Genomic DNA, 22,485 nt, shown 5'->3' with positions numbered 1-22,485 from the left:
GCCGGGCCTTCAGCAGAGACGTGCGCCTGGCGGCACCTCGCCGTCCGGTACGCACAATACCACCCGCCCCGCTTCATCGTGGAATCCGGTGACCAGGCACTCCGACCGTACGGGACCGATCTGCTTGGGTGGAAAGTTGACCACCGCCACGACCAGGCGACCGATCAGATCGTCGCGATCGTAGTGATCGGTGATCCGGGCGCTGGATTTCTTCACGCCGAGCGCCTCGCCGAAATCCACGCGCAGGATCCACGCCGGCTGGCGGGCCTCAGGGAAGTCCTGCACATCGACGATCCGGCCCACCCGTAGCTCGACGGCCTCGAACTGTCCCCAGTCGATCGTCTGGTTCTTCGCATCCATCATTGCCCCGCCAGCGCGGACAGAAAGTCATTGGCTTCGACAAGCTCGAAGCCGGGCGTTTCGGACACGAAGTGGCGCAGCCAGTAGCTGTGCCCGCCACCGAAGACGACGAGCACGCGATCGCCCGGTGCGGCGATTTGCGTCAGCTTGGCGAAAATGCGCGCATTGCGCTCATAGTAGCGCGCGTTGAGCAGGGCTCCGGGTTGATCGCTCGCGTCGGCATAGCCCAACAGTCCGTAGTAGAGCTGCCTGTGGGCGCGGTCGATGAATGCTGGTTGATTGGTCCAGTGCAGAACATGGCCGATGCTGTACTCGGCGTGCAAGCGCCCCATCGTCGAGACAAGACCCGACGCCTGCCGATGAAAGGCCTCGAGCCTCTCGGTCATCTGTTTCTTCTCTGCGAATTCGCTGACTGCGCCGAAGGGAAAATAGTCGACGCCTTCGTCATGCTCGTCGATGCCGAAGACTCGCTCGTGGCCCAGTCGATGCGCAAGCCGATAGCCGATCTGCTCGCGCTCGTTGCGCACTTCCACCAGATCGGCGGGCTCGAAATCCTCGTACGACCGCAGGGAAAGATCGTCACGCGAGGAGACGGTCTCGACGGCTATGCGATCCGGCGCAAAGGCCGCCAGAACGTCGGCGATGTTCTCGAGCTGGCGCTGCCTGGCTTCGGAGGTGACATCGTCGACCTCGACGTTGTGCAGGTCCTGCCCCGGGTTCGCCAAGTGATACGTGCCCAGGATCATGACCTGGACGTCGCGTGCTTGCGCCGTGCCGGCGGCCATCATGGTGATCAATAGAATCAGAAGAAGGGTGATGGTTCGTTGCATGTCGGCCTCCTGGAAAATCAAGCCTCGTCGTTCTTCACTTCATTGTCCCGACCACTTCGGGGCGGGCACATGTGCCATGGGTCCCGATCCCTGTCGATCGGGTGCTGAGTCGCTGGACCCAGTCGTCTTCGAGACGGACATCCAGGTGCCGATAGCGATGCCTCAGGAGGGAAAGACCCGGAAGCCCAGGATCAGGTAGACGGCGTAGGCCAGCAGGAACAAGACACCCTCGGCCCGGCTCAGGCGCCGCCCGCTCCACAGCAGGATCAATGCGGCCAGGCTGGCCGCCAGCAGCATCCACTGGTCGAAAACGGCCATCCGGCGCGGCAGGGGCAGGGTCTGGAGTAGCGAAGAGACACCGAGAATCCCGAGCAGGTTGAACAGGTTGCTGCCCAGGATGTTGCCGACAGCCACGTCCACGTGGCGACGCAAGACGGCGAGCAAGGATACCGTCAACTCGGGCAGGGAAGTTCCCACCGCCACCAGGGTGAGACCGATCACGGCTTCCGAGACGCCCAGATCGCGGGCCAGGGCCACCGCGCCGATCAGCAGAACACGTGAGCCGGCGATGAGCAGGAGCAGGCCGCCGGCGATCGTCAATGCGATGTAGAGCGCCGAATGATCGGCGCTGCCCGGAACGGCATCGGGATCGACCTCCCGGGCACCCGCCGCTTCCAGACGCTTCTCGCTGCGGTAGGCCCAGGCCAGGTATGCAGCCAGGCCGGCCAGAAGAATGAGGCCGTCGATCCTTCCGAGCGCGCCCCCGGCGGCCAGGACGATGAACAGGCCGCTGGCCGCCACACCGGAAACCGCATCGCGCGAAAGTCCCAGCGGCGTGACCGGCAGCGGGCGTACGACGGCGCACAGCCCCAGAATGAGCAGCACGTTGCCGATATTGCTGCCGACCACGTTGCCGAGCGCGATACCCGGCTGATCGATGAGGGCGGCATCAACGCTCACCACGAGTTCGGGCATGGACGTCCCGAAGCCGACGACCACGAGCCCGGTCAGCAGCGAACTGATCTGCATGCGACGCGCCAGCCCCAGCGCGCCGCTGATCAGCACCTCGCCGCCGAGGGTCAGCAGGCCGATGCCGACGATGACCAGGAGCAGATCGATCCACATGCTTCGTCCTCCGATGTCGTTGCGACGGGGTCAACGCCCCCGAACGGCTGCGGCAGTGCGGCGCAGCGGCTCGGTGCAAGAACGAATGCGATCCTCTTGCCTGCCGCCCGCCGGATGCTTCGCCTTGAACCCCGCTGCAGATCAAGGCTATTCTCCGCAGGTTGATCCAGTTTCGCAAAACTGCCACGAAGAAGCAGCCAGGAGGGAGCGCTTCCATGAACCAGCCAGCAACGACCGGGCCCGACCCGGCGTCTCAGACCACTATCGAGTTTCGCGGCGGCAAGGCGCTGAGTGCCCTGCCGATCGTCTTCTTCATCGCCTGGGCCATCTTCCAATCGGGCATCCTGGCCATCGGCGACACCGCCGGGCTGATCGCCGGCATGCTCATCGGCCTGGTCATCGGGATGCTTTTCGTCAAGGGTCCCTGGAAGAGCTACGCCGACGCCATCTTCGAGGGGATGTCGCAGCCGGTGGCGGTCACGGCCATCGTGGCCTGGCTGTGGGCCGGCATGTTTTCGGCCACCCTGCAGGTCGGCGGCTTCGTCGACGGGTTGGGCTGGCTGGCGCAGGTCACCGGAGTGGGGCCGACCCTGTTCCCGGCCATCACGTTCATCCTGGCCGGGCTGCTGGCCACCGGCATCGGCACCGGCTACGGGACCACCATCGCCTTCGTGGCGCTGTTCTTCCCGGCCGGCGTCGCCCTGGGCGCCGATCCCGTCCTGATGCTCGGCGCGATCCTTTCGGGCGCTGTCTTCGGCGACAATCTCGCGCCGGTTTCCGACACCACGATCGTCAGCGCCGTCACCCAGGACTCGGACGTGGGCGGTGTCGTCGCAAGCCGCTTCAAGTACGCGATCACGGCCGCCATCCTGTCGCTGATCGCCTATGTGATCGCCGCCAGCATGGCGCCCGAGAGCAACGTCTCGGCCAGCGCTCGCGAACTGTTCGAAGAAACCAGCAACCCGGCGGGGCTGCTGCACCTGCTGTCGATGGGCACGGTGATCTTCACGGCCATCGCGGGGCGGCACATCATCGAGGCCATTTCCTGGGGCCTGATCGTGGCCATCGTGATCAACGTGGTCTTCGGACTGGCGCCCGGCAGCGACATGCTGGTGTTCAACGTACCGGAAGGCAGCTGGGCGGCCGAAACGTTCGCCGGATGGCCGCTGATCGCCACGGCCGAGTCGGCCAGCGTCGGCGGCAGCATCTACGACGGCGCCTTCGGCTTCGTGACACTCAGCGTTCTGATCCTGCTGGTCATCGCCGGCGCGCAGATCATGATCCGCGGCGGCGGCTTCCAGGCCCTGCAGGACTTCCTGCTGCGTTCGGTGGCCAAGACCGTCCGCTCAGCCGAGGTGACCATGGTCACCGTCACCGCCGGCATCAACGCGGCGGTCACCATCAACACCGCGGCGGAAATCGCGATTGCCCCCTACATCGCCAAGATCGGCAAGAAATTCAACATCAACGGCTACCGCCGCGCCAACATCCTGGATGCCAATACCTCGGCGCTGGGCTATATCTTTCCGTGGTCCGGCGGCGTACTCGTGGCCTTTACCCAGATGAACGAACTGGTCGGCATCTATCCCTGGTTCACTCAGGAGATGGTCGTCAGCCCGGTGGCCGCCTGGCCCTGGGTATTCCACGGCTGGCTACTGGTGTTCATCTTCCTGTTCGCCGCCATTACCGGCTTCGGCCGTGAATACACCTCCGACCGAATCAGCAAGGGAGCGAGCACGATATGAGCCTGTTCAAGACCTGGACTTTCCGCAGCGCCCATCCGACGTTCGAAGCGGGCGAGGAACTGACCGTCTACCTGACGGCCTTCGACGAAAGCAGCGGACGCGGTGAAGCTCGCATCGGCGATTCGATCATCGAAGTCTCCGGTGCGCGGGCCGATCAAATCGACGCGCTGGTCACGATCAAGGTGGATTCCTTCGATCCGCAGGCGCACCGCGGCAGCGCCCACCTGGTGGGCTGATCGGCCCGGCGACGGCCGGCCGCCAATCAGGGATTTTCGCGCGCGATTCGCTCGTGGATGTCGCCAAGTTGCAGCAGCGCCGCCGAGCCGTACCAGGGCCAGTACTCGGCCTCCAGGCGACCCGCCTGGATGGCCGGATCCGACGCGGTCAAGTCCTTCGCCTCTTCGATGGTGTTCACCGCGAACACGAAGATGCCGCGGCGATCACCCCCGTCCAGAAAGGGACCGGCCAGCACCAGGACGCCCTCCTCGGCCAGTCGCTGCATGTTGTCGAGGTGTCCGCGCTGCAATTCCGCCACCCGCTCGGGGGCGTGATCCCGGTTGTCGCCCGATTTGAGCAACACCATGACGTAGCGGCGCATGCCGTATGCATCGGCCCCCAGTTCTTCGGCGAGTCGGGCATCGAATGCGGCTTCGGGCTGCGTGGCGTCACCGCCTCTGCCCTGCGCATCCGGGGCGAACGCGACGACAACGAGGAAGATCAGCGCGTTGAGCGCGATTGGAATCGTTCTGGACATGGCGGCAATCCGGAAAGCGGGGTCGACCTGCAGTTTGCCACACAATTCCGGGAGCGCCCGGAGAGAGCGGGCCGCCGGTCGGCGGCCCGCCCTGGATCAGCAAGTCACGGACACATCTGCTGTTCGGTGTTGTAGACCTTCACGATCTCGTAGACCCCCGAGCCGAAACCGGTGGTCGAGTTGTAGTGGACCGTGCCTTCCTCGCAGTTGTCGAAGGTGAACGACAGCGTGCCCCAGTCGTCGATGACCACGTCACCGGGATCGAAGTCGGGCCCGAACACCGGTCCGGTCACCTCGTTGACGCTCATGGTGGCCTGGTTGCCGTCGAAGTCCTCGGCCACGCCGGTCAGCCACATCTGGTTGCCCGCATCGTCGTAGGTGAACCAGATCGCGACGAGTTGGTTGCTCGCGGTGACGTCGACCATGAAGCCTTCGCCGCTGTGGCCGAAGACCGACCAGTTGCCGCCGAGCCCGCGCGGCCGGCTGACGTGGGTGATCTGCAGGCCGACGCTGTCGCGACGCACGCTGTCAAGCGGCGGCGAGGTCCCATGGGTCTGGACGATATCGGGGCAGCCGCCGGAATTGCTGGCCGTGTCATAGCTGATGCCGGCACTTCCCGGGCGACGGATGATCTCGTGGCTGAAGGCCACCACGGCGCCCTCGGTCACCGTCGCGCCGCCGAAATCGTAGGTCTGACGCTGGACGTCGCTGCTCCCCGAAGCGTCGAAGGTGACGGTTCGGCGGCCGATCAGGCGGCCGTCGTATCCGCCTTCCCGGGCGGTGAGCTCGAGCGTGTAGAGACCGGCCGCGTGCGGATAGTACTGGAGCGTGACGCGATCCAGTCGCTCGCCCGGAAAATCCTGGACATAGAAGCCGCGGTCGAGGAAATCACCGCCCGTGCCATTGAAGGGGCAGGAATACAGCGGCGGGATCGGCGGTGGTGAGGTAAGGACCACCTCGGTCACGAGGCCGCCGGCGCTGGTCGTGCCCGCGGCCGTTCCGGCATCCTTGTCGAAGGCATACTCGCTCTTGACGTCGCGCGTGTCGGCGTCGAAGACGTAGCCGTCGGCGCCGGCGGGGCAGTTCTCGACCGTGACGTCGATGAGCAGGTTGTGCGACGAGCCGTCGAACTCGAAAGGCACGTCGATGGGAAGCTGGAAATCGAACGGATTGGTCGGCGAACCGGTCCCTGCCGACACCGTGAAGTCGCCCTGGAAAACCAGCGTTTCATCCGAGCCGATATTGTCGGCAAACGTCTTGCTCATATTGCCGGGGTTGCGCGTGGTCGACGAAAGCTTGATCGTGGTATCGCCGTAGGTCACCGAGCCGAGCGCTGGCTGCCCGTCGTCCAGTCGGAACCCCAGCCCGCTGATATTGCCGCCGCCGATGGTGTCGCCGTCGATGATCTGCTGGAAGCGCATGCCGTCCGTGCACTGGCTGGTGGCGCCGAAAGGTTCCGACGTCGAACTGTTGCCCGGCGAATCGAACGCCTCGTCAGGCACCACGATCAGCGCAATGGCCGCGTGCAGCTGGCCGGTCGCCAGACATGCGGCCAGCGCGATGGCCGGGATCAGTCCCCGGTTGCGCGGTGAATCCGCTTGGGTAGTGAATCCTCTTTTCATGGTGGACCTCCGTCCGTGTGAGCGTTGATGCCCGGCTCGCGAACATCTCGCCTCGAAACCGGGCCCCTTACAGACACATCACGTAATTTCGCCCCCGATCATGCCGAAAAAATCACATTCGTGAAAGCAAAACGCGCGCATCGACCCGCTTTCAACTGTTGCGGTCGCTTCCCAGGCGTCCGATGAGCGCCTCCATCCAGGCCGCCGACAGCGGGTACTGTCCGGCCGGAAACACGAACTCCTGGCCCCGAGCCGCCGAACGCAGCCGGGTTACACCGCCGTCGCGCGACCAGCGCGCCCACTGACGGTGATAGGACAGGGCCTTTCGTCCCGCTTGCGGATACATCCAGGTCGGCAGGCGCCAGTCGCTCGGACGCCGGGCGGCGGGGTCGCTGAGCTGAAGCAAGCGGGAGTGGCGGGAAAACACGCCGCTGCCCGGCAACTCGCGCGACGCGCCTTCCGACAGAGCCAGCCGGCGGCGCCCGACGTAGAGCACGTTGCCGGGCACGCGGTCGTGGTGGAAGTGCGGATGTCGGCCGGCCCAGCGGCGGATCGCCTCGGGGCAATCGGCCACCGGAACCACGGATTCGACCCGCAGCCAGCCCCAGATCACGTGAATGCGCGGCGCTTGCGCATCGAATACGTAGCGTCCGCGTGTCCTGGTGACGCGCTGAAACAGCCCGAAGAAGACGAACAGGTCACCCGGACCGACGCCCTCGTTGCGCAGGTGACCCTGTGCGGCGCCTTCCTGGCCGAAAACCGGCCGCCAGCCGGCCGGCCGCTCGAGATCACCGGCCACCAGGTCGGGATCCAGGTGCGCGCGCGAACTTCGACGAATGCGCCCCCGCGTCAGGTTGGAAACGAGGGCGCCGATGTCACGCCCCTCGCCGCCGATATCGCCATAACGCAACGGCGAGCGCGAATCGGGAATCGGCAGCGACACCATCCGCCCGTCCGGCAGGATCGGGCTGGGCACGCCGCCGGCCGATGAGTCGAAGCCCTTGCGGCTCAGGATGATTCTCACGACGCATCCCCGACCCGCCGGGTCGTGATCTGGGTTAATCTGCTGGACATTTGCGCCATAGTCCACCGCATTCGCACATATGAGCAATCAGTATCAAGCGTCCGACATCGAGGTCCTCCAGGGGCTCGAGCCGGTCCGTCGCCGGCCCGGGATGTATACCGACACCGTGCGGCCCAACCACCTGGTCGCCGAAGTGGTCGACAACGCCGTCGACGAGGCCCTGGCCGGACACGCGAAGCATATCGAAGTGGTCCTCCACGAGGACGGCTCGGTCGAAGTCACCGACGACGGCCGCGGCATGCCGGTCGACCCGCATCCCGAGCACAAGCTGCCCGGCGTGGAACTGATCCTCACCCGCCTGCACGCCGGCGGCAAGTTCTCGGGCAAGAACTACAAGTTCTCCGGCGGCCTGCACGGGGTGGGCGTATCGGTCGTCAATGCCCTGTCGAAGCGGCTGGTCTGCCGCATCAAGCGCAACGGGGAAGAGCACGAGATCGCCTTCGCCGGCGGCGAGACCGAACAGCCGCTGACGGTCGTCGACTCGGTGGGCAAGCGCAACACCGGCACCAAGGTGCATTTCTGGCCCGACCCGCAATACTTCGATTCGCCCAACATCTCGCGGCCGAGACTCAAGCACCTGCTCAAGGCCAAGGCCATTCTCTGCCCGGGCCTGGAGGTCAAGCTCGACGACCGCGCCAACAACGAGAGCGAGACCTGGCAGTTCGAGGACGGATTGACCGACTACCTCACCGAGAGCCTCGAAGGCCTGGACCGCGTGCCCGAAAAGCCCTTTACCGGCGAGTTTTCCGGCGCCGACCAGGAGGCCGAATGGGCGCTGAGCTGGGTGCCCGAGGGCGAGCTGGTCCAGGAATCCTACGTCAACCTGATCCCCACACCGGCCGGCGGCACGCACACCAACGGCCTGCGCACCGGCCTGATCGAGGCCCTGCGCGAATTCTGCGAGATTCGCAGCCTGCTGCCCCGCGGCGTCAAGCTGGCTCCAGAGGACGTCTGGGAAAGGCTGAGCTTCCTGCTGTCGATCAAGCTCGAGGATCCGCAATTCTCGGGCCAGACCAAGGAACGGCTGTCTTCGCGCTCGGCCGCCAGCTTCGTCTCCGGCGTGGTCAAGGACGCCTTCGCGTTGTGGCTGAACAAGCACGTGAGTGACGGTGAGACGATCGCCAAGCTCGCCATCGACAACGCGCTCAAGCGCCAGAAAGCGCGCAAGAAGGTCGCCCGGCGCAAGGTCACCGCCGGCCCTGCCCTGCCGGGCAAGCTGGCCGACTGCGCCTCGACCGACCTGGAAGAAACCGAACTGTTTCTGGTCGAGGGCGACTCGGCCGGCGGCAGCGCCAAGCAGGCCCGAAACCGCGAGTTCCAGGCGATCATGCCGCTGAGGGGCAAGATCCTCAACACATGGGAGACCGACCCGGCCCAGGTGCTGCAGTCGCAGGAAGTCCACGACCTGGCGATCGCCATCGGCGTCGATCCCAGCTCCGACGACCTGACGAAGCTGCGCTACGGCAAGGTCATCATCCTGGCCGACGCCGACTCCGACGGCCTGCACATCGCCACCCTGCTGTCGGCGCTTTTCCTCAAGCACTTCCGGCCGCTGGTCGACGCCGGCCGCGTGTTCGTCGCCATGCCGCCGCTGTTTCGCATCGACGTGGGCAAGCAGACCTTCTACGCGCTCGACCAAGAGGAGCGCCACGGCATCATGGCGCGCATCGAGGCTGAAAAGCTCAAGGGCAAGGTCACCGAGACCCGCTTCAAGGGCCTCGGCGAGATGAGCCCGCTACAGCTGAGGGAAACCACGATCGACCCGGACACCCGCCGCCTGCTGCAGCTGACCGTCGACGATCCCGTCGGCACCGACGCCATCATGGACATGCTGCTGGGCAAGAAGCGCGCCGCCGATCGCCGCGCCTGGCTCGAGGAAAAGGGCAACCTGGCCGAGATCGAGGTTTGAGCCTTGACGAACTCCTGACGCCGGATCTGATCCAATCCGGGTATGAAGACGTCAATCCGCAATTCCTCTCGCAGGCGCCTGATGGGGCTGGCAGCGGGATCGCTGCCGCTGCTCTGGCTCGGCGGCCTGCCCACTTGCAGCTTTGCAGGAGAGCCCATGTCTTCGCTACCGATGTCGTTCGAACCGCTGGAACTCGATGACTCGCGCTGGCGCGAGATCCTCACGCCGGACGAATACCGGGTGCTCCGGCGCGAGGCGACCGAGCGCTCGGGCTCGAGCCCGCTCAACGAGGAAAAGCGCGCCGGCACCTACATCTGCGCCGGCTGCAACCTGGCGCTGTTCTCCAGCGAGCACAAGTTCGAGTCCGGTACCGGCTGGCCCAGCTTCTACCAACCGATTCATCCCGACCACATCGGCACCAGGAAGGACTTCCGCCTGATCTGGCCGCGCACCGAGTACCATTGCGCCCGCTGCGGCGGCCACCAGGGGCACGTGTTCGACGACGGTCCACAACCGACCGGCAAACGCTGGTGCAACAACGGCGCCGCGTTGGACTTCGTGCCCGAGGGCGAGGACCTGCCCGAACTGAGGTCGTCGTGAGCCGCCCGGGCCTTCGATCCGCGCTCGCTCTGATGGCCCTGGGCCTGACCCTGGCGTCGGGTCTCGCGGTCGCCCAGTCCGAGGACGGCCTCGAGCGCGCCACCTTCGCCGGCGGGTGTTTCTGGTGCATGGAACCGCCCTACGACAAGGTCGACGGCGTGGTCGAGACCATTTCGGGCTTCAGCGGCGGACACGTGGTCGATCCGTCCTACGAGCAGGTCGTCCGCGGCGGCACCGGGCACCTCGAGGTGGTTCAGGTGGTCTACGATCCCGGAAAGGTCGGCTACGAAAAGCTGCTCGACATCTACTGGCGCAACGTCGATCCCTTCGACGGCGGCGGCCAGTTCTGCGACCGCGGCGAAAGCTACCGGCCGGCCATCTTCGTGAATGGTGAGGAGCAGGGGCGCCTGGCCCGCCAGAGCCTGCGCGACGTCCAGGCGCGTTTCGGGCAGCCGATCGAAGTCACGATCGAACCGTTCGAAGCCTTCTACGCGGCCGAGGACTACCACCAGGACTACTACGACAAGAACCCGATTCGCTACAAGTACTACCGTTGGCGCTGCGGTCGCGACGACCGGCTCGAGGAAGTCTGGGGCGAGCGCGCCGGCGGTTGATCGCACGGGCGGGGCGGCGCCCCAACCGTGACTTTCTTCACACGTGAGCCGGCCCTGAATCGGGCATCATGGTCGGTTCATCGATCTTCCCCAAAAGACGGAGACAGCTCCATGCAGCAACTTGCGTGTCACTGCAGGCGACTTCTTGTCGCCCTCTTGTTGGCCCTGCCGCTTCTCGCAACCGCCCAGCCGGACGGCATCGAGCAAGTCACCAGCGTCGAAGGCATCACCGAATACCGGCTCGACAACGGCATGAAGGTATTGCTCATGCCCGACCGCAGCCGACCGACCACGACCATCAACGTCACCTACTTCGTCGGTTCCAAGCACGAGAGCTACGGCGAGACGGGCATGGCCCACCTGCTCGAGCACATGCTGTTCTACGGCACGCCCGACCACCAGGACATCAAGGCCGAGATCTCCGAACGCGGCGGCTCGGCCAACGGCACGACCTGGTACGACCGCACCAATTACTTCCAGACCCTGCCCGCCGGCGAGGAGAATCTCGAGTGGGCCATTCGCATGGAAGCCGACCGGATGGTCAATTCGCTGATCGACGGCGAGGACCTCGAGTCGGAAATGACCGTGGTCCGCAACGAATTCGAGATCGGCGAGACCAGCCCGTTCCGCGTGCTCATGCAGCGCGTCATGGCCACCGCCTACCTGTGGCACGGCTACGGCCGGTCCACCATCGGAGCGCGCGCCGACATCGAGAACGTGCCGGTCGAGCGCCTGCAGGACTTCTACCGCCGCTACTACCAGCCCGACAACGCCATGCTGATCCTGTCGGGCAACTTCGAGCCCGAAGAGGCCCTGGGTCTGATCGCGGAAGAATTCGGCAGCATCCCGGCGCCGGAGCGCAGCGGCGACATGAAGCTGTGGCCGACCTACACCCGCGATCCCGTCCAGGACGGCGAGAGAACGGTCAATGTGCGCCGCGTCGGAAAGTTCCAGATGGCGATGGGCGCCTGGCACGTCCCGGCCGCCGCCCACGAGGACTACCCGGCCATCGAAGTGTTGAGTCATGTGCTGGGCGAAGCGCCCTCGGGCCGCTTGCACCAGGCCCTGGTCGAGGAGGAGCTGGCCAGCCGGACCGGCGCCTTTTCCATGGCCCTGGGTGAGCCCTCCCTTCTCATGACCTACGCGCAAGTCGACCAGGACGACGACCTGGCGGCCGCCCGCGATGCCCTGATCGAGACGATCGACGCACTCGAGGACAACCCGCCGACGAGCGAAGAAGTCGAACGCGCCGTCAACGCCCTGCAGCGCAACATCGAGGTCACGCTCAACGACTCCGAACGCGTCGGCATCGAACTCAGCGAATGGGCGGCCACCGGCGACTGGCGGCTGATGTTCCTCAACCGCGACCGTCTCGGGGAAGTCACCGTCGACGACGTCGTGCGCGTGGCCAACACCTATCTCAAACGGGATAACCGCACGGTCGGCCAGTTCATCCCCGAAGACGATCCGCAGCGCGCCGAGATTCCGGACGCGCCCGACCCCGAGCAACTCCTGGCCGGCTACGAAGGCGGCGAGGCGCGCAGCGAAGGCGAGGCCTTCGACCCCACCGCCGAGAACATCGAGAACCGCCTGGTGCGCTTCGAGCTGCCCAACGGCGCGAAGGTGGCGCTGCTGCCGAAGGAAACGCGCGGCGACCGGGTTGAAGGCGGCATCACGATGCGCATGGGGACCCTGGAGACCCTCTCCGGCCTCGACAACGTACCGGGCTTTACCGCCAGCATGCTCATGCGCGGGTCCGAGAAGTACGATCGACAGGCCATTCGCGACCGCATCAGCGAACTGCAGTCGACGCTCTCGATCAGCGGCGGCGCCAATGTGGGTGTGGCGATGGAGAGTACCCGGGACAACCTGCACGATGTGCTGGCGTTGACGGCCGAGGTGCTGCGCAACCCGACCTTCGAGGCCTCCGAGCTCGAAGAAATGCGCCGCCAGCAGCTGACCAGCCTGGACCAGGCCCGCGACAATCCCATGTCGGTGGCCTCGCGCATGATCGGTCGGCACAGCAATCACTATCCGCCCGAACACCCCGAGTACACGCCCAGCTGGGAGGAAGCCGAAGCGCGCATCGAAGCCGTCGAGCGTGACCAGCTCGCCGAATTCCACAGCCGCTTCTACGGCTTCGGCCCGGGCACGACCATTTCCTTCGTGGGCGATTTCGATCCCGATGCGCTGCGCGAGGAGCTCGAGGCGCACTTCGCCGACTGGGAACAGCAGGTGGCATTCGAACGCTACGACCGACCCTACCGGGAGACCGAGCCGGCCGCGCTGGAAATGCAGATGGACGACAAGGCCAACGCGGGCCTGATCGGCATGCACGGCATTGCCATGAGCGACGAACACCCCGACTACCCGGCGCTCTCGCTGGCCGGGCACTTGCTCGGCGGCGGTTTCCTGAGCTCGCGCCTGGCCGACCGGATCCGCGACGAGGAAGGCCTGAGCTACGGCGTCGGCGGCGGCGTCAATGCCAACAGCATCGACGAGCGCGGCTCGTTCTACGTCTACGCCATGTACGCACCGGAGAACCGGGAGCGCCTGGTCGAGGTGTTGTTCGAAGAGCTCGACGACGCCGTGGAGAACGGCTTCGGGCAAGAGGAGGTCGCTGAAGGTCGCACCGGCTACCTGCGCCAGCTGGAACTGGCGCGCAGCAACGACAGCCAGCTGCTTTCCATGCTCGCCAACAACCTCTACCTCGGTCGCGACATGTACCACCGCGCCGACTTCGAGCAGAAGGTCAGCGAACTCACCGCCGAGGAAGTCAGCGCGGCGGTTCGCGAGCACCTGGCGCCCGAGAAGCTCAGCTACGCGGTTGCCGGCGACTTCGAGGACTCCTCGGACGATGATGCGTCGAATGACGCATCGGAAGAGTAAGCAACCACTCCGGCGGCGTCCTCCGGGGCGCCGCCGGGGTATCATGCGCGGCATCATGTTTCGCCGCGTCATCCTTCCCCGCCTGGTCTACGCCGTCTATCGCAGCCTCAGCGCGACCTGGCGCCTGCGTCGCCGCGAACCGCCCGAGATGGTGGCTCGCCTCGAGGCCGGCCAGCCCTTCGTCGTCGCCATGTGGCACGGCGACGAACTGGGCCTGGTCTGCTTCTCCCGCTACTACCACCTGGCCACCATGGCCTCGTGGAGCAAGGACGGGGAGTTGATGAACTACGTCCTGCGCAAGTTCGGCTTCGAGACGGCGCGCGGCTCCTCGAGCCGGGGCGGGTCGGGTGCACTGCGGGGGCTCATGCGCCTGTCCCGCAAGGGCTGGTCGCCGGTCATCGCCGTGGACGGCCCGCGCGGACCGGTCCACAAGGCCAAACCCGGTGTGCTCGAACTCGCCCGGGTGACCGGGCTGCCCGTTTTCCCCTGCGCCATGGCCTGCAGTCGCCATGTCGCCCTGCACCGCTCCTGGGACCTGACCGACCTGCCCACACCCTTCGCCAAGGTGCTGATTTACTGGGGCGAGCCCATCATCGTCGACCGCGACGGCGACGCCCGCTCGCCCGACATGACCCAGCGCCTCGAAGACGCAATCAACCGCTGCCGCCGAGAAGGGCGGGAGCTGCTGCCCCGACTGGACTGACCCCCGACGGCCCGCCGTCTCAGCCGCCGGCCCGATTCGTGAAGCCGCTCACGGTCCGGGCGCAGCGCGCCCACCACGGGACAGTGTGGCGTGATATCTTGCTTTGAACGCAATTCCTTCTTTACGACATCAAGGGGTTTCATTCGGGGATGAGCGCATCGCCTGATCGATCCGACAGGCGCGGCTGTCCCGTGGCCCGGATCTCGCCGGCACCCCTTCCGAATCCATCGACATGAGCAACGGTCCCGGCAGCGTCTTCGAAAACAACTATTCGGTCATGCTGCTGCTCGACCCCAGCGACGGTCGGATCGTGGACGCCAATCCCGCGGCCGAGCGCTTCTACGGCTGGTCGCGCGAGACCCTGCGGAGCATGCGGATCTCGGAGATCAACCTGCTCGACGACGCCGAGATCCGCCGCCGCATGGACGAGGCGCGACAGGCCCGGCGGAATTCCTTCCTGTTCCGTCATCGAACCGCCGACGGCTCGGTGCGCGACGTCCAGGTCAACAGCGGCCTGATCGACCACGACGGTCGCAAACTGCTCTACTCCATCATTCAGGACGCCGGGGAGTACCTGGCAACGCTGCGGGCACTGGAGAAGAGTGAGCACAAGTTTCAGCAGGTCATCGAGACCGCGCCCGACGCCATTTTCATCCACTGCGACCTGACCTTCGGATACGCCAATCACCAGACGGCCCGCCTGCTCGGCCTCGACAACGAGAAGTCGCTTATCGGGCAGCCGGTCCTCGATTACGTGCATCCGGAGTTTCGCGATCTCGCCCGCTCACGCATCTCCCAGATGACCGACACAGGCGACGGCGCGCCGCCCGTGGAAGTCGACATGCTGCACGCCGACGGCAGCATCATCCACGTCGAAGTCTCTTCGGTGCCGATCGAGCACGAAGGCCGCGAAGGCATCCTCGTCATCGCTCGCGACATCACCCTCAGGCGAAAGGGCATCCAGCGCCTTCGGCTCTCGGCCACGGTGTTCGAGAACACCGGGGAAGGCATCATCATCACCGACCATGAGAGCCGCATCGTCGGCGTCAACCGGGCCTTCTCGCGGATCACCGGCTACGCAGAACAGGACGTCCTCGGCCAGAACCCGAACCTGCTTCAGTCCGGACGCCAGGGCCGCTCCTTCTATCGGCGAATGTGGAAGACACTGCAGGAGCGCGGGCGATGGCAGGGCGAATTGTGGAACCGTCGCAAGGACGGCAGCATCTACCCCCAACTGACCCGCATCAACGCGGTCAGCGACGAACAAGGCGCGCTCACGCACTACGTCGCGGTCATCACCGACCTGAGCGAACTGCACAGCTCGCAGCGCAAGATCGAGCGGCTCTACTACCACGATCTGCTCACCGGCCTGCCCAACCGGGTGATGTTCCTCGACCGGCTCAAGGCGGCCCTGGGCCGCGTATCCGGCGGTCGCAACCCGGTTCACGTGCTCCACATCGATCTCGACGGTTTCAAGCACATCAACGAAAGCCTGGGCCTGCAGGCCGGCGACCAGGTCCTTCAGGAAACGGCCAGGCGCCTGCAGGGCGTGCTTTCCTCGCATCACCTGGTTGCGCGGATCGGCGCCGACGAATTCGCCGTGCTCATCGGCGGCGGCGCGCCGCCCGAAGCGATGGCCGAATCGGTCCGCAGCGCCCTGGCCGAGCCAATCTCGATCAACAACCGGGTCCTGTTCGCGACCGCCAGCGTCGGCATCGCTGCCTGCACGCAGGCCGGCTCCGACCCCGAGACCCTGCTGCAACAGAGCGACGCGGCCTCGCATCAGGCGCAATCGGACGGCGGCAACCTGGTCAGGCACTACAACGAGGAACTCGGTCAGTACGCCAGGGACCGCGTTCTGCTTGCCGCACAGTTGCGCCAGGCGATCGAAGACCGCGAACTGATCGTTCACTACCAGCCGCAGGTCGACCTCGAGACCGGGCAGGTGGTGGGCCTGGAGGCGCTGGTGCGCTGGCTGCACCCTGACCTCGGCCTGCTCTCGCCCGAGCGCTTCATCCCGATCGCGGAGGACACCGGGCTGATCACGGACCTGGGCGAGCTGGTGCTCGATACGGCCTGCGGCCAGGCGCGGGCCTGGCTGGATGCGGGCATCGATTTCGGCCGGATCTCGGTCAACGTCTCGGGCATCCAGGTCCAGCGCAGCGACCTGCAGGGGACGGTCGAACGCATTCTCTTCGAACACGACCTGCCCGCCCGGCACCTCGAACTGGAACTGACCGAGAGCTTCATCATGGGCACGGGCGAATCCGCCGCGGAACTGCTCGGAGGCCTCAAGCAGCTCGGCCTGTGCATCGCCATGGACGATTTCGGCACCGGCTATTCCTCGCTCGCCTACCTCAAGGAACTGCCGGTCGACACGCTCAAGATCGACCAGAGCTTTACCCGAAGCCTCGAGAACAACCAACGCGACGCGGCCATCTGCCAGGCGATCGTGGCACTGAGCCAGGCGCTCGGCTTCCGCACCCTGGCCGAAGGGGTTGAAACCCGGGCCCAGCGGGAGCGCCTGCAGTCGATCGGATGCCGCTTCGGGCAGGGGTTCCTGTTCGACCGGGCCGTGCCGCCCGAGCGGGTACCGGCGGTGATCGAGAGCATCAACGCCCGCCGGACCACGGCGTAGGCGACAATAGCCGCCATGTGGCGCCTGTTCCTGGAATCGCAATGGCGGCTCGCGCGGCTGGGATGGCGCGCGTTCCGGCCGCCGGCGGACGGCATGGGGCGCCGCTCCCTGCGCCGAGGCCTGATCATGCTCGGCGTCGTGCCGGGCCTGTTCGCCGTCAACCTCTATCACTGGCTCGGGCTGGCACTCGACGAGGTCTTCTTCCGCGGCTACCGCAAGGTCGAGGTTCGACGCCCCCTGTTCGTCGTCGGCGTCCCGCGCAGCGGCACGACATTTCTCCACGGCGTCCTGGCCGCCGACGAGCGCACCACGACCTTCAGCACCTGGGAGTGCTTTTTCGCCCTGTCGGTCACCTGGCGCAAGCTCTGGCGCGCGGTCGGCCGGATCGACGGCGTGCTCGGACGACCGCTGGGTCGCGGTGCGGACTGGCTCGCTCGCCAACTCGCCGGCGGCTTCGAGGACACCCACCCGGTGCGCCTCGACCAGCCCGAGGAGGACTTCTTCTGCCTGCTGCCGCCGATGACCTGCTTCGTGCTCGTGGTGCTGTTTCCCGACAGCCCGGATCTGTGGCGCATGGCCCGGCTCGATTCGGAAGCCGATGCGGGTTTCCGGCGCCGCCAGATCGACTACTACCACCGCGCCGTCCAGCGGCACCTGTTCGTGCACGGCGCCGACAGGCGCTTCCTGTCGAAGAACGCTTCGTTCGCCGGCCTGGTCGGCAGCCTGTCGGAGCGCTTTCCCGACGGACGCTTCATCGTCTGCCTGCGCGAGCCCGAACGCGCGCTGTCCTCGCAGCTGAGCACCCTGTCCGATTCGCTGCGCTTCTTCGGCAGCGATGCCGACCCCGACCGCTTCAACCGGTACTTCGTGGACCTGTTCGCGTACTACTTCCGCAACCTTTTCGACCAGGCCGAACGCCTGCCCGACAACCGCATCGCCCTGCTCAACAATGGCGAGATCCGCGCCCACCTCGCCGAGGCGGTCGACACGACGCTTTCCCGGCTGGAGATCGAGCCGGCGGACTCCTTTGCCGAGCGACTGCAGTCGTTGGCGGGCGAATCGCGGCAACATCGTTCTCCCCATCGGCACCAACTCTCCGACAACGGCCTCGACCCGGAATGGCTTGCCGATCGATTTGCCGATATCCTTGCGCGTCATGACTTCGGCCACGACCGCTTCGCCTCCCATGACTGAGCTCGCCGACCCGAGTCGGCTGCGCATCCTGATCTGCTGCGACGCAGCGATCGAGCGCAACGGCGTGGGCTCTTACTACGGCGACCTCATCGAGCAGATCGGACCTTCGGTCGACACCATCGAGCTGCTCGCCCCGGGCCACGGCCCCGAGCCGCTGCTGAGCTTCCCACTGCCCGGAGACAGCACACAGCAGGCTGCCCTGCCGGCCGGCTGGCGCCTGGCACGCGTTTTCGACTCGTTGCGCCCGCACGTGGTCATCATCGCCACGCCGGGGCCGTACGGCATGACCGGCGCCAGGCTGGCGAGGCGACGCGGCATTCCGTTCATCTACGGTTTCCACACGCACTTCGAGGCGCTCAGCGAGCTCTACTGGAATCGCCTGATGACGGCCGTGGCCACCCGCTACCTGGAATCCAGGAACCGCAAGCTGTTCCACCGCGCTGCGCTGACGCTGGCGCATTCGGACAGCATGGTCGAACTCGCGCGCCGGCTGGGTGCCCGCCGCGCGGAACTCGCGGCCACGCTTCTGCCGGGACGCTTCGACCGGGCGCCCGAACCCGCGACCGGACCGGTCAGAGACATCCTCTTCGTCGGTCGCCTGGCGGCGGAGAAACGCATCGACCGTCTGCTGGATGCCGCCGCGAAGCGCCCGGACCTGGTGTTCAGCTTCGCCGGACAGGGCCCACTGAGCGAAACCGTTGCTTCGGCAGCGCAGACCCGCGACAACGTGCGACACCTGGGCTGGATCGAGCGCGAACGCATCCCCAGACTGCTGGCCGAGCACGACGTGCTGGTGCTGCCTTCGGACGTGGAGTCCTTCGGCACGGTGGCCCTGGAGGCGATCGCCTGCGCGCGGCCCGCCCTCGTCTCCACGCACTGCGGCATCGGCGAATGGCCGCAGCTCGACGAGGTGCTCTACCGCTTCGACCCGGATGAGCCGGACGCGATGATCGAGGCCCTGGACCGGCTGGTCGCCCTGCCGGAGACACAGCGCCGCGAGCGGGCGAATGCCGGCGTCGCTGCCTATGCCAGGATTCGCGACGAGGGCCGCCAGGCCTGGCTGGAGACCCTTCTCGAGGTCGCCCGTGCGGCCTGACATCTCCATCCACGACGTCATGCCCGAAACCCTCCACCGGGTGGACGAACAGATGGAGATGATCGCCCGCGCCTGCCCCGGCCCGGTCACCCTGCTGGTCGTCCCGGGGAAGCAGTGGCGCCAGGACGATCTCGAACGGCTGCGGGCCTGGAGCGCCGAGGGCCATGCTCTGGCAGGGCACGGCTGGAATCACAGGGCGCAGCGCATCAAGGGCATCAAACACCGCTTGCACAGCCTGTTCGTCTCGCGCGATTGCGCCGAGCATCTTGCGCTGGATCGTGGGGGCATCGTCGACCTGATGAAGCGAAACCGTCAATGGTTCGTCGACCACGACCTGCCCGCTCCCGAACTCTACGTGCCGCCCGCCTGGGCGCTGGGACCTGTCCGGGCGCCCGACCTGAGTGAGACGGGCTTCGCCCGAGTGGAGACCATGAGCGGTTACCTCGACATCGCCACCGCACGATTCCAGCGCAGCGCCCTCGTCGGTTTCGAGGCCGCAAGCGCCTGGCAGGTGCCGGTACTGAAACTGTCCAACGCCTTCAACCGACTGCTCGCCCGGCGACTGCCGCTACGCGTGGCGCTGCATCCGGACGACCACCGACTGCCCCTGGCCGGCGACCTGCGTCGCTGGCTCGTCCGTGCCGCCGGCACCCACGGGTAACCGCCCGAGCGCAAGGGCTCAATCCAGGCGCCAGGGCTCGGGTTCGTGGAAGAAGAACCCTTGCGCATACTGCACGCCCACTTCTTCCAGCCGCTCGAGAATCTCCCGGCTGCTGACGTGCTCGGCGACCGTCGGAATCCCGATGACTTCACCAACGCGGTGAATCGCCTCGACCATGGCCAGGTCGATGGATCCCTCGGCGATGTCCTTGACCAATTCACCGTCGATCTTGAGGTAATCCACCGGCAAAGTCTTCAGGTAGCCGAAGGACGAAAGCCCGCTGCCGAAATCGTCGAGCATGACCTTGACCCCCATCGCTCTCACCGAGCGCATGAAATCCAGCGCCCGCTCAAGGCTGAGAATGGCGCTGTTCTCGGTGATCTCGAAGGCGATCGCTCGTGGCGGCACGCCCGTTCGCCTCAGTTCGTCCGCGACGAAATCGGAAAACGACGCTTCGCCGAAGGAACTGCCGGAAAGATTGATCGAGTAGCGCCCGCCTTCACGGTGCCGTCCGGCATCGATGCGCTGGCGAATACCGTCGAGGACGTGTGACACGACCCAGCGATCGATCGAGGACATCATGTTGTAGCGCTCCGCGCCGGGTATGAATCGCTCGGGCGAAACGAGTCCGCCCTGCCGGTCTCGCATGCGCAGCAGGATCTCGCAGTGACTTTCCTCGGGGTTCCCGGTCAGGCACTCGATCCGCTGGTAGTAGAGTTCGAATCGGTCCTCGCGCAGGGCATCGGTAATCTCGGCCGCGGCGTCGATTTCCGACTGGTGACGGCAGAGGTGGGAGTCTTCGGAATGATAGACGTGGAGCCGGTTTCGGCCCAGGTTCTTGGCTGAGTAACAAGCCTGGTCGGCCGCCATGAGAATCTCGGCCACGCCTGCGAGCGTAGAGACGTCCACGACTCCGATGGAGATTCCGATCGTGAACGAACGCCCCTGCCAGGTGAATGCGAAGTCGTTGACCATGCGCAGTATCTTGCGACCGACCTCCTCGGCCTTGGGCAGCGAACAGCCGTGCAGGATCAGGCCGAACTCGTCGCCACCAAGGCGCGCCAGCGTGTCCGAGCTCCGCGCCAGGCTCTTGAGCGCCACGCCGAGCTGCCGAAGCAGTTCATCGCCCGCATGGTGACCGCAGGTGTCGTTGACCACCTTGAACTGGTCGAGATCCATGTACAGCACGGCATGAGAATCGCCGGTCTCGTCGCCTTGTGCCAGCAGGTCGCCGAGCACCTGCTCGAACCTGCGCCGGTTGTAGAGCCCGGTCAGTTCGTCGTGGGCGGCCTGGTAGGCCATTTCCCGATTGATCCTGTGGCGCTCGCTGACATCGGTCAGGGTGCCGACCATGCGGTAGGCCCTGCCCGCAGCGTCGACCAGAAAGGTACCGTTGTCCTCGGCATGAAAGTAGTCACCGGAGCCATTCCGGAATCGGTACTCGACGTGATACTGACTGCCCTCCTTTTCGGCCTTTTCAAGCAGGACCACGGCTTCGTCGCGATCATCGGGATGAATGCGCTCCATCCATTCATCGATATTGACCTTGTCCAGTTCTTCCGGCGTCTGGCCGGTCACGCGCTGAATGGCGCCGGACCAGCGGATCATGCCGCTTCCCAGGTCGTAGTCGTAGATGAGCTGACCGGTGTTTTCGGCCATGAGGCGATATCGCTCCTCGCTCTCACGCAATGCCGCCTCGGCGCGGACTCGCTGCGTCACATCGCGGACGACACCGCGGAAGCCGGCCGGCTCCCCGTTGCCCGACCGCAGCAGGGAGACGGAAGTCTCGAGGTGGCGCGTCGTGCCGTCCATGGCCCTCGCTTCCCATGAGAACCCCGGATTGGACTTGCCGCTTGCGTATACCTCACTGAAGAGTTCGAAGACGCGTTGCGCGGTCTCGGGCGACGTGAAGTCCCGGAAGGTGACCGCCTTGAACGCAGCGGAATCATAGCCGAGCATTCGGGGAAGCGCTTCGTTGAAGAACAGGAAGTTGCCTGCCAGATCGACTTCGAAGTAACCGTCCTCGATCGTCTCGATGATCGTGCGGTACTTGTCTTCACTCTGCCGGAGCATCTCTTCCTGCAGCTTCTGTCGGGTGACATCGCGGTAAATCCCGTAGACGCCGATCTGCCCCTCCCCGACCATGATCGGATGGCCGAGGATGGACACGTAGATCATGCTGCCGTCCTTGCGGAAGCGCACGGTATCCTCCTGGATCGACTGATTGTCGAGGACGGCACGCGTGAGTTGGCTGGCCTCCTTGCTCTGGGACTCATCGACGATCAGGCTGTTGATCGGCCGCCCGATCACCTCCTCCTTGGTGTAGCCGAACATCTCCAGGAATCGTGAATTGACGCGGACGATGCAATCCTGGTTATCGAGCAGGACGATGCCTTCCGGGGAACTGTCGAAGAGTCTTCGGAACAACGCCCGTTCGAGTTGCGGATCGGCTCCTTCGGTTCGAAGCGCGTTGAAGAGGTTGCGGCTGGGCATGGATTGCGTCACCTGGGTCACCCGATCGTCCGTGCAGACGCCACCGATCACCCTCCCCCCGAAAGATGGCTTTGCAAGCCATCATAGCGGCAAAACGCACTCACCCGCCAATGCCGCCAGCCCCGAAACAGTAATCGGCCTCACAAATGCAGCGCGGGAATCAGAGCC

18 protein-coding genes are annotated in these 22,485 nt (G+C 65.7%); 11 read left to right on the top strand and 7 right to left on the bottom strand.

Annotated features, from left to right (window positions below; genetic code table 11):
• Window positions 1-9: 9 nt before the first annotated feature.
• The 3 genes from DZC52_RS04820 to DZC52_RS04810 all read right to left on the bottom strand — a co-directional run bounded on the left by DZC52_RS04820 (window position 10) and on the right by DZC52_RS04810 (window position 2,315).
• Window positions 10-360 carry a tRNA-binding protein gene (locus DZC52_RS04820; RefSeq protein ID WP_116649993.1) on the bottom strand — a complete coding sequence of 117 codons (351 nt, stop codon included), beginning with the start codon at window positions 358-360 and terminating at the stop codon, window positions 10-12.
• Window positions 360-1,190 (bottom strand): DUF5694 domain-containing protein, encoded by an 831-nt coding sequence (locus DZC52_RS04815; RefSeq protein WP_147307608.1) that lies wholly within the window; start codon window positions 1,188-1,190, stop codon window positions 360-362. Before DZC52_RS04815 ends, DZC52_RS04820 begins: the two co-directional genes overlap by 1 nt.
• A gap of 162 nt (window positions 1,191-1,352) precedes the next feature.
• On the bottom strand, window positions 1,353-2,315 hold the full coding sequence (locus DZC52_RS04810; RefSeq protein WP_116649991.1) for a calcium/sodium antiporter: 963 nt from the start codon (window positions 2,313-2,315) through the stop codon (window positions 1,353-1,355).
• A 215-nt stretch (window positions 2,316-2,530) separates the two neighbouring features.
• Here DZC52_RS04810 and DZC52_RS04805 point away from each other — a divergent pair, with 215 nt between their 5' ends.
• Both DZC52_RS04805 and DZC52_RS04800 read left to right on the top strand, forming a co-directional pair.
• Complete coding sequence (locus DZC52_RS04805) at window positions 2,531-4,060, top strand: Na+/H+ antiporter NhaC family protein (RefSeq protein WP_116649990.1); 1,530 nt, start codon at window positions 2,531-2,533, stop codon at window positions 4,058-4,060.
• Complete coding sequence (locus DZC52_RS04800; RefSeq protein WP_116649989.1) at window positions 4,057-4,296, top strand: DUF7513 family protein; 240 nt, start codon at window positions 4,057-4,059, stop codon at window positions 4,294-4,296. The genes DZC52_RS04805 and DZC52_RS04800 overlap by 4 nt, the downstream gene beginning before the upstream one ends.
• A 26-nt stretch (window positions 4,297-4,322) precedes the next feature.
• On the opposite strand, the gene DZC52_RS04795 is transcribed toward DZC52_RS04800, so the two are convergent.
• The 3 genes from DZC52_RS04795 to DZC52_RS04785 all read right to left on the bottom strand — a co-directional run bounded on the left by DZC52_RS04795 (window position 4,323) and on the right by DZC52_RS04785 (window position 7,460).
• Window positions 4,323-4,814: a YciI family protein gene (locus tag DZC52_RS04795; RefSeq protein WP_116649988.1), complete on the bottom strand. Its 492-nt coding sequence runs from the start codon at window positions 4,812-4,814 to the stop codon at window positions 4,323-4,325.
• A gap of 104 nt (window positions 4,815-4,918) precedes the next feature.
• Window positions 4,919-6,436 (bottom strand): hypothetical protein, encoded by a 1,518-nt coding sequence (locus DZC52_RS04790; protein ID WP_116649987.1) that lies wholly within the window; start codon window positions 6,434-6,436, stop codon window positions 4,919-4,921.
• 151 nt (window positions 6,437-6,587) lie between these two features.
• Window positions 6,588-7,460 carry an Nmad3 family putative nucleotide modification protein gene (locus tag DZC52_RS04785; RefSeq protein ID WP_116649986.1) on the bottom strand — a complete coding sequence of 291 codons (873 nt, stop codon included), beginning with the start codon at window positions 7,458-7,460 and terminating at the stop codon, window positions 6,588-6,590.
• 79 nt (window positions 7,461-7,539) lie between these two features.
• Here DZC52_RS04785 and parE point away from each other — a divergent pair, with 79 nt between their 5' ends.
• From parE to DZC52_RS04740, 9 genes are all read left to right on the top strand, one after another.
• The gene (gene parE / locus DZC52_RS04780; RefSeq protein ID WP_116649985.1) at window positions 7,540-9,429 is read left to right on the top strand and encodes a DNA topoisomerase IV subunit B; all 1,890 of its coding nucleotides are present in this window, start codon (window positions 7,540-7,542) and stop codon (window positions 9,427-9,429) included.
• Between the two features lie 42 nt (window positions 9,430-9,471).
• Window positions 9,472-10,029, top strand: a complete 558-nt coding sequence (gene msrB / locus DZC52_RS04775) for a peptide-methionine (R)-S-oxide reductase MsrB (protein ID WP_116649984.1) — start codon at window positions 9,472-9,474, stop codon at window positions 10,027-10,029.
• On the top strand, window positions 10,026-10,643 hold the full coding sequence (gene msrA / locus DZC52_RS04770) for a peptide-methionine (S)-S-oxide reductase MsrA (RefSeq protein WP_245960760.1): 618 nt from the start codon (window positions 10,026-10,028) through the stop codon (window positions 10,641-10,643). The genes msrB and msrA overlap by 4 nt, the downstream gene beginning before the upstream one ends.
• A 111-nt stretch (window positions 10,644-10,754) precedes the next feature.
• Window positions 10,755-13,532 (top strand): M16 family metallopeptidase, encoded by a 2,778-nt coding sequence (locus tag DZC52_RS04765; protein ID WP_116649982.1) that lies wholly within the window; start codon window positions 10,755-10,757, stop codon window positions 13,530-13,532.
• Window positions 13,533-13,575: 43 nt separating this feature from the next.
• Window positions 13,576-14,235 (top strand): lysophospholipid acyltransferase family protein, encoded by a 660-nt coding sequence (locus tag DZC52_RS04760; RefSeq protein ID WP_181918784.1) that lies wholly within the window; start codon window positions 13,576-13,578, stop codon window positions 14,233-14,235.
• 232 nt (window positions 14,236-14,467) lie between these two features.
• Complete coding sequence (locus tag DZC52_RS04755; RefSeq protein ID WP_116649980.1) at window positions 14,468-16,873, top strand: sensor domain-containing protein; 2,406 nt, start codon at window positions 14,468-14,470, stop codon at window positions 16,871-16,873.
• A 15-nt stretch (window positions 16,874-16,888) separates the two neighbouring features.
• Complete coding sequence (locus DZC52_RS04750) at window positions 16,889-18,067, top strand: sulfotransferase (protein ID WP_116649979.1); 1,179 nt, start codon at window positions 16,889-16,891, stop codon at window positions 18,065-18,067.
• Window positions 18,060-19,163 carry a glycosyltransferase gene (locus DZC52_RS04745; protein WP_181918783.1) on the top strand — a complete coding sequence of 368 codons (1,104 nt, stop codon included), beginning with the start codon at window positions 18,060-18,062 and terminating at the stop codon, window positions 19,161-19,163. The genes DZC52_RS04750 and DZC52_RS04745 overlap by 8 nt, the downstream gene beginning before the upstream one ends.
• On the top strand, window positions 19,153-19,824 hold the full coding sequence (locus DZC52_RS04740; RefSeq protein ID WP_116649977.1) for a polysaccharide deacetylase family protein: 672 nt from the start codon (window positions 19,153-19,155) through the stop codon (window positions 19,822-19,824). Before DZC52_RS04745 ends, DZC52_RS04740 begins: the two co-directional genes overlap by 11 nt.
• An 18-nt stretch (window positions 19,825-19,842) precedes the next feature.
• On the opposite strand, the gene DZC52_RS04735 is transcribed toward DZC52_RS04740, so the two are convergent.
• The gene (locus DZC52_RS04735) at window positions 19,843-22,317 is read right to left on the bottom strand and encodes a PAS domain S-box protein (RefSeq protein WP_147307607.1); all 2,475 of its coding nucleotides are present in this window, start codon (window positions 22,315-22,317) and stop codon (window positions 19,843-19,845) included.
• Window positions 22,318-22,485: the final 168 nt, after the last annotated feature.

The sequence above is a fragment of the Wenzhouxiangella sediminis genome (assembly GCF_003410055.1).
Lineage (GTDB): Bacteria > Pseudomonadota > Gammaproteobacteria > Xanthomonadales > Wenzhouxiangellaceae > Wenzhouxiangella > Wenzhouxiangella sediminis.
The sequence above is the reverse complement of the archived record's forward strand: the minus strand, read 5'-3'. Positions and strand labels throughout refer to the sequence as shown.

Bases quoted from the DNA above. Each gene is read 5' to 3' on its own strand.
- DZC52_RS04795 (WP_116649988.1), bottom strand. From the start codon at position 4,814: ATGTCCAGAACGATTCCAATCGCGCTCAACGCGCTGATCTTCCTCGTT.
- DZC52_RS04765 (WP_116649982.1), top strand. From the start codon at position 10,755: ATGCAGCAACTTGCGTGTCACTGCAGGCGACTTCTTGTCGCCCTCTTG.
- DZC52_RS04805 (WP_116649990.1), top strand. From the start codon at position 2,531: ATGAACCAGCCAGCAACGACCGGGCCCGACCCGGCGTCTCAGACCACT.
- DZC52_RS04735 (WP_147307607.1), bottom strand. From the start codon at position 22,317: ATGCCCAGCCGCAACCTCTTCAACGCGCTTCGAACCGAAGGAGCCGAT.
- parE (WP_116649985.1), top strand. From the start codon at position 7,540: ATGAGCAATCAGTATCAAGCGTCCGACATCGAGGTCCTCCAGGGGCTC.
- DZC52_RS04800 (WP_116649989.1), top strand. From the start codon at position 4,057: ATGAGCCTGTTCAAGACCTGGACTTTCCGCAGCGCCCATCCGACGTTC.
- DZC52_RS04790 (WP_116649987.1), bottom strand. From the start codon at position 6,436: ATGAAAAGAGGATTCACTACCCAAGCGGATTCACCGCGCAACCGGGGA.
- DZC52_RS04820 (WP_116649993.1), bottom strand. From the start codon at position 360: ATGGATGCGAAGAACCAGACGATCGACTGGGGACAGTTCGAGGCCGTC.
- DZC52_RS04745 (WP_181918783.1), top strand. From the start codon at position 18,060: ATGACTGAGCTCGCCGACCCGAGTCGGCTGCGCATCCTGATCTGCTGC.
- DZC52_RS04760 (WP_181918784.1), top strand. From the start codon at position 13,576: ATGCGCGGCATCATGTTTCGCCGCGTCATCCTTCCCCGCCTGGTCTAC.
- DZC52_RS04755 (WP_116649980.1), top strand. From the start codon at position 14,468: ATGAGCAACGGTCCCGGCAGCGTCTTCGAAAACAACTATTCGGTCATG.
- DZC52_RS04815 (WP_147307608.1), bottom strand. From the start codon at position 1,190: ATGCAACGAACCATCACCCTTCTTCTGATTCTATTGATCACCATGATG.
- DZC52_RS04810 (WP_116649991.1), bottom strand. From the start codon at position 2,315: ATGTGGATCGATCTGCTCCTGGTCATCGTCGGCATCGGCCTGCTGACC.
- DZC52_RS04750 (WP_116649979.1), top strand. From the start codon at position 16,889: ATGTGGCGCCTGTTCCTGGAATCGCAATGGCGGCTCGCGCGGCTGGGA.
- msrB (WP_116649984.1), top strand. From the start codon at position 9,472: ATGAAGACGTCAATCCGCAATTCCTCTCGCAGGCGCCTGATGGGGCTG.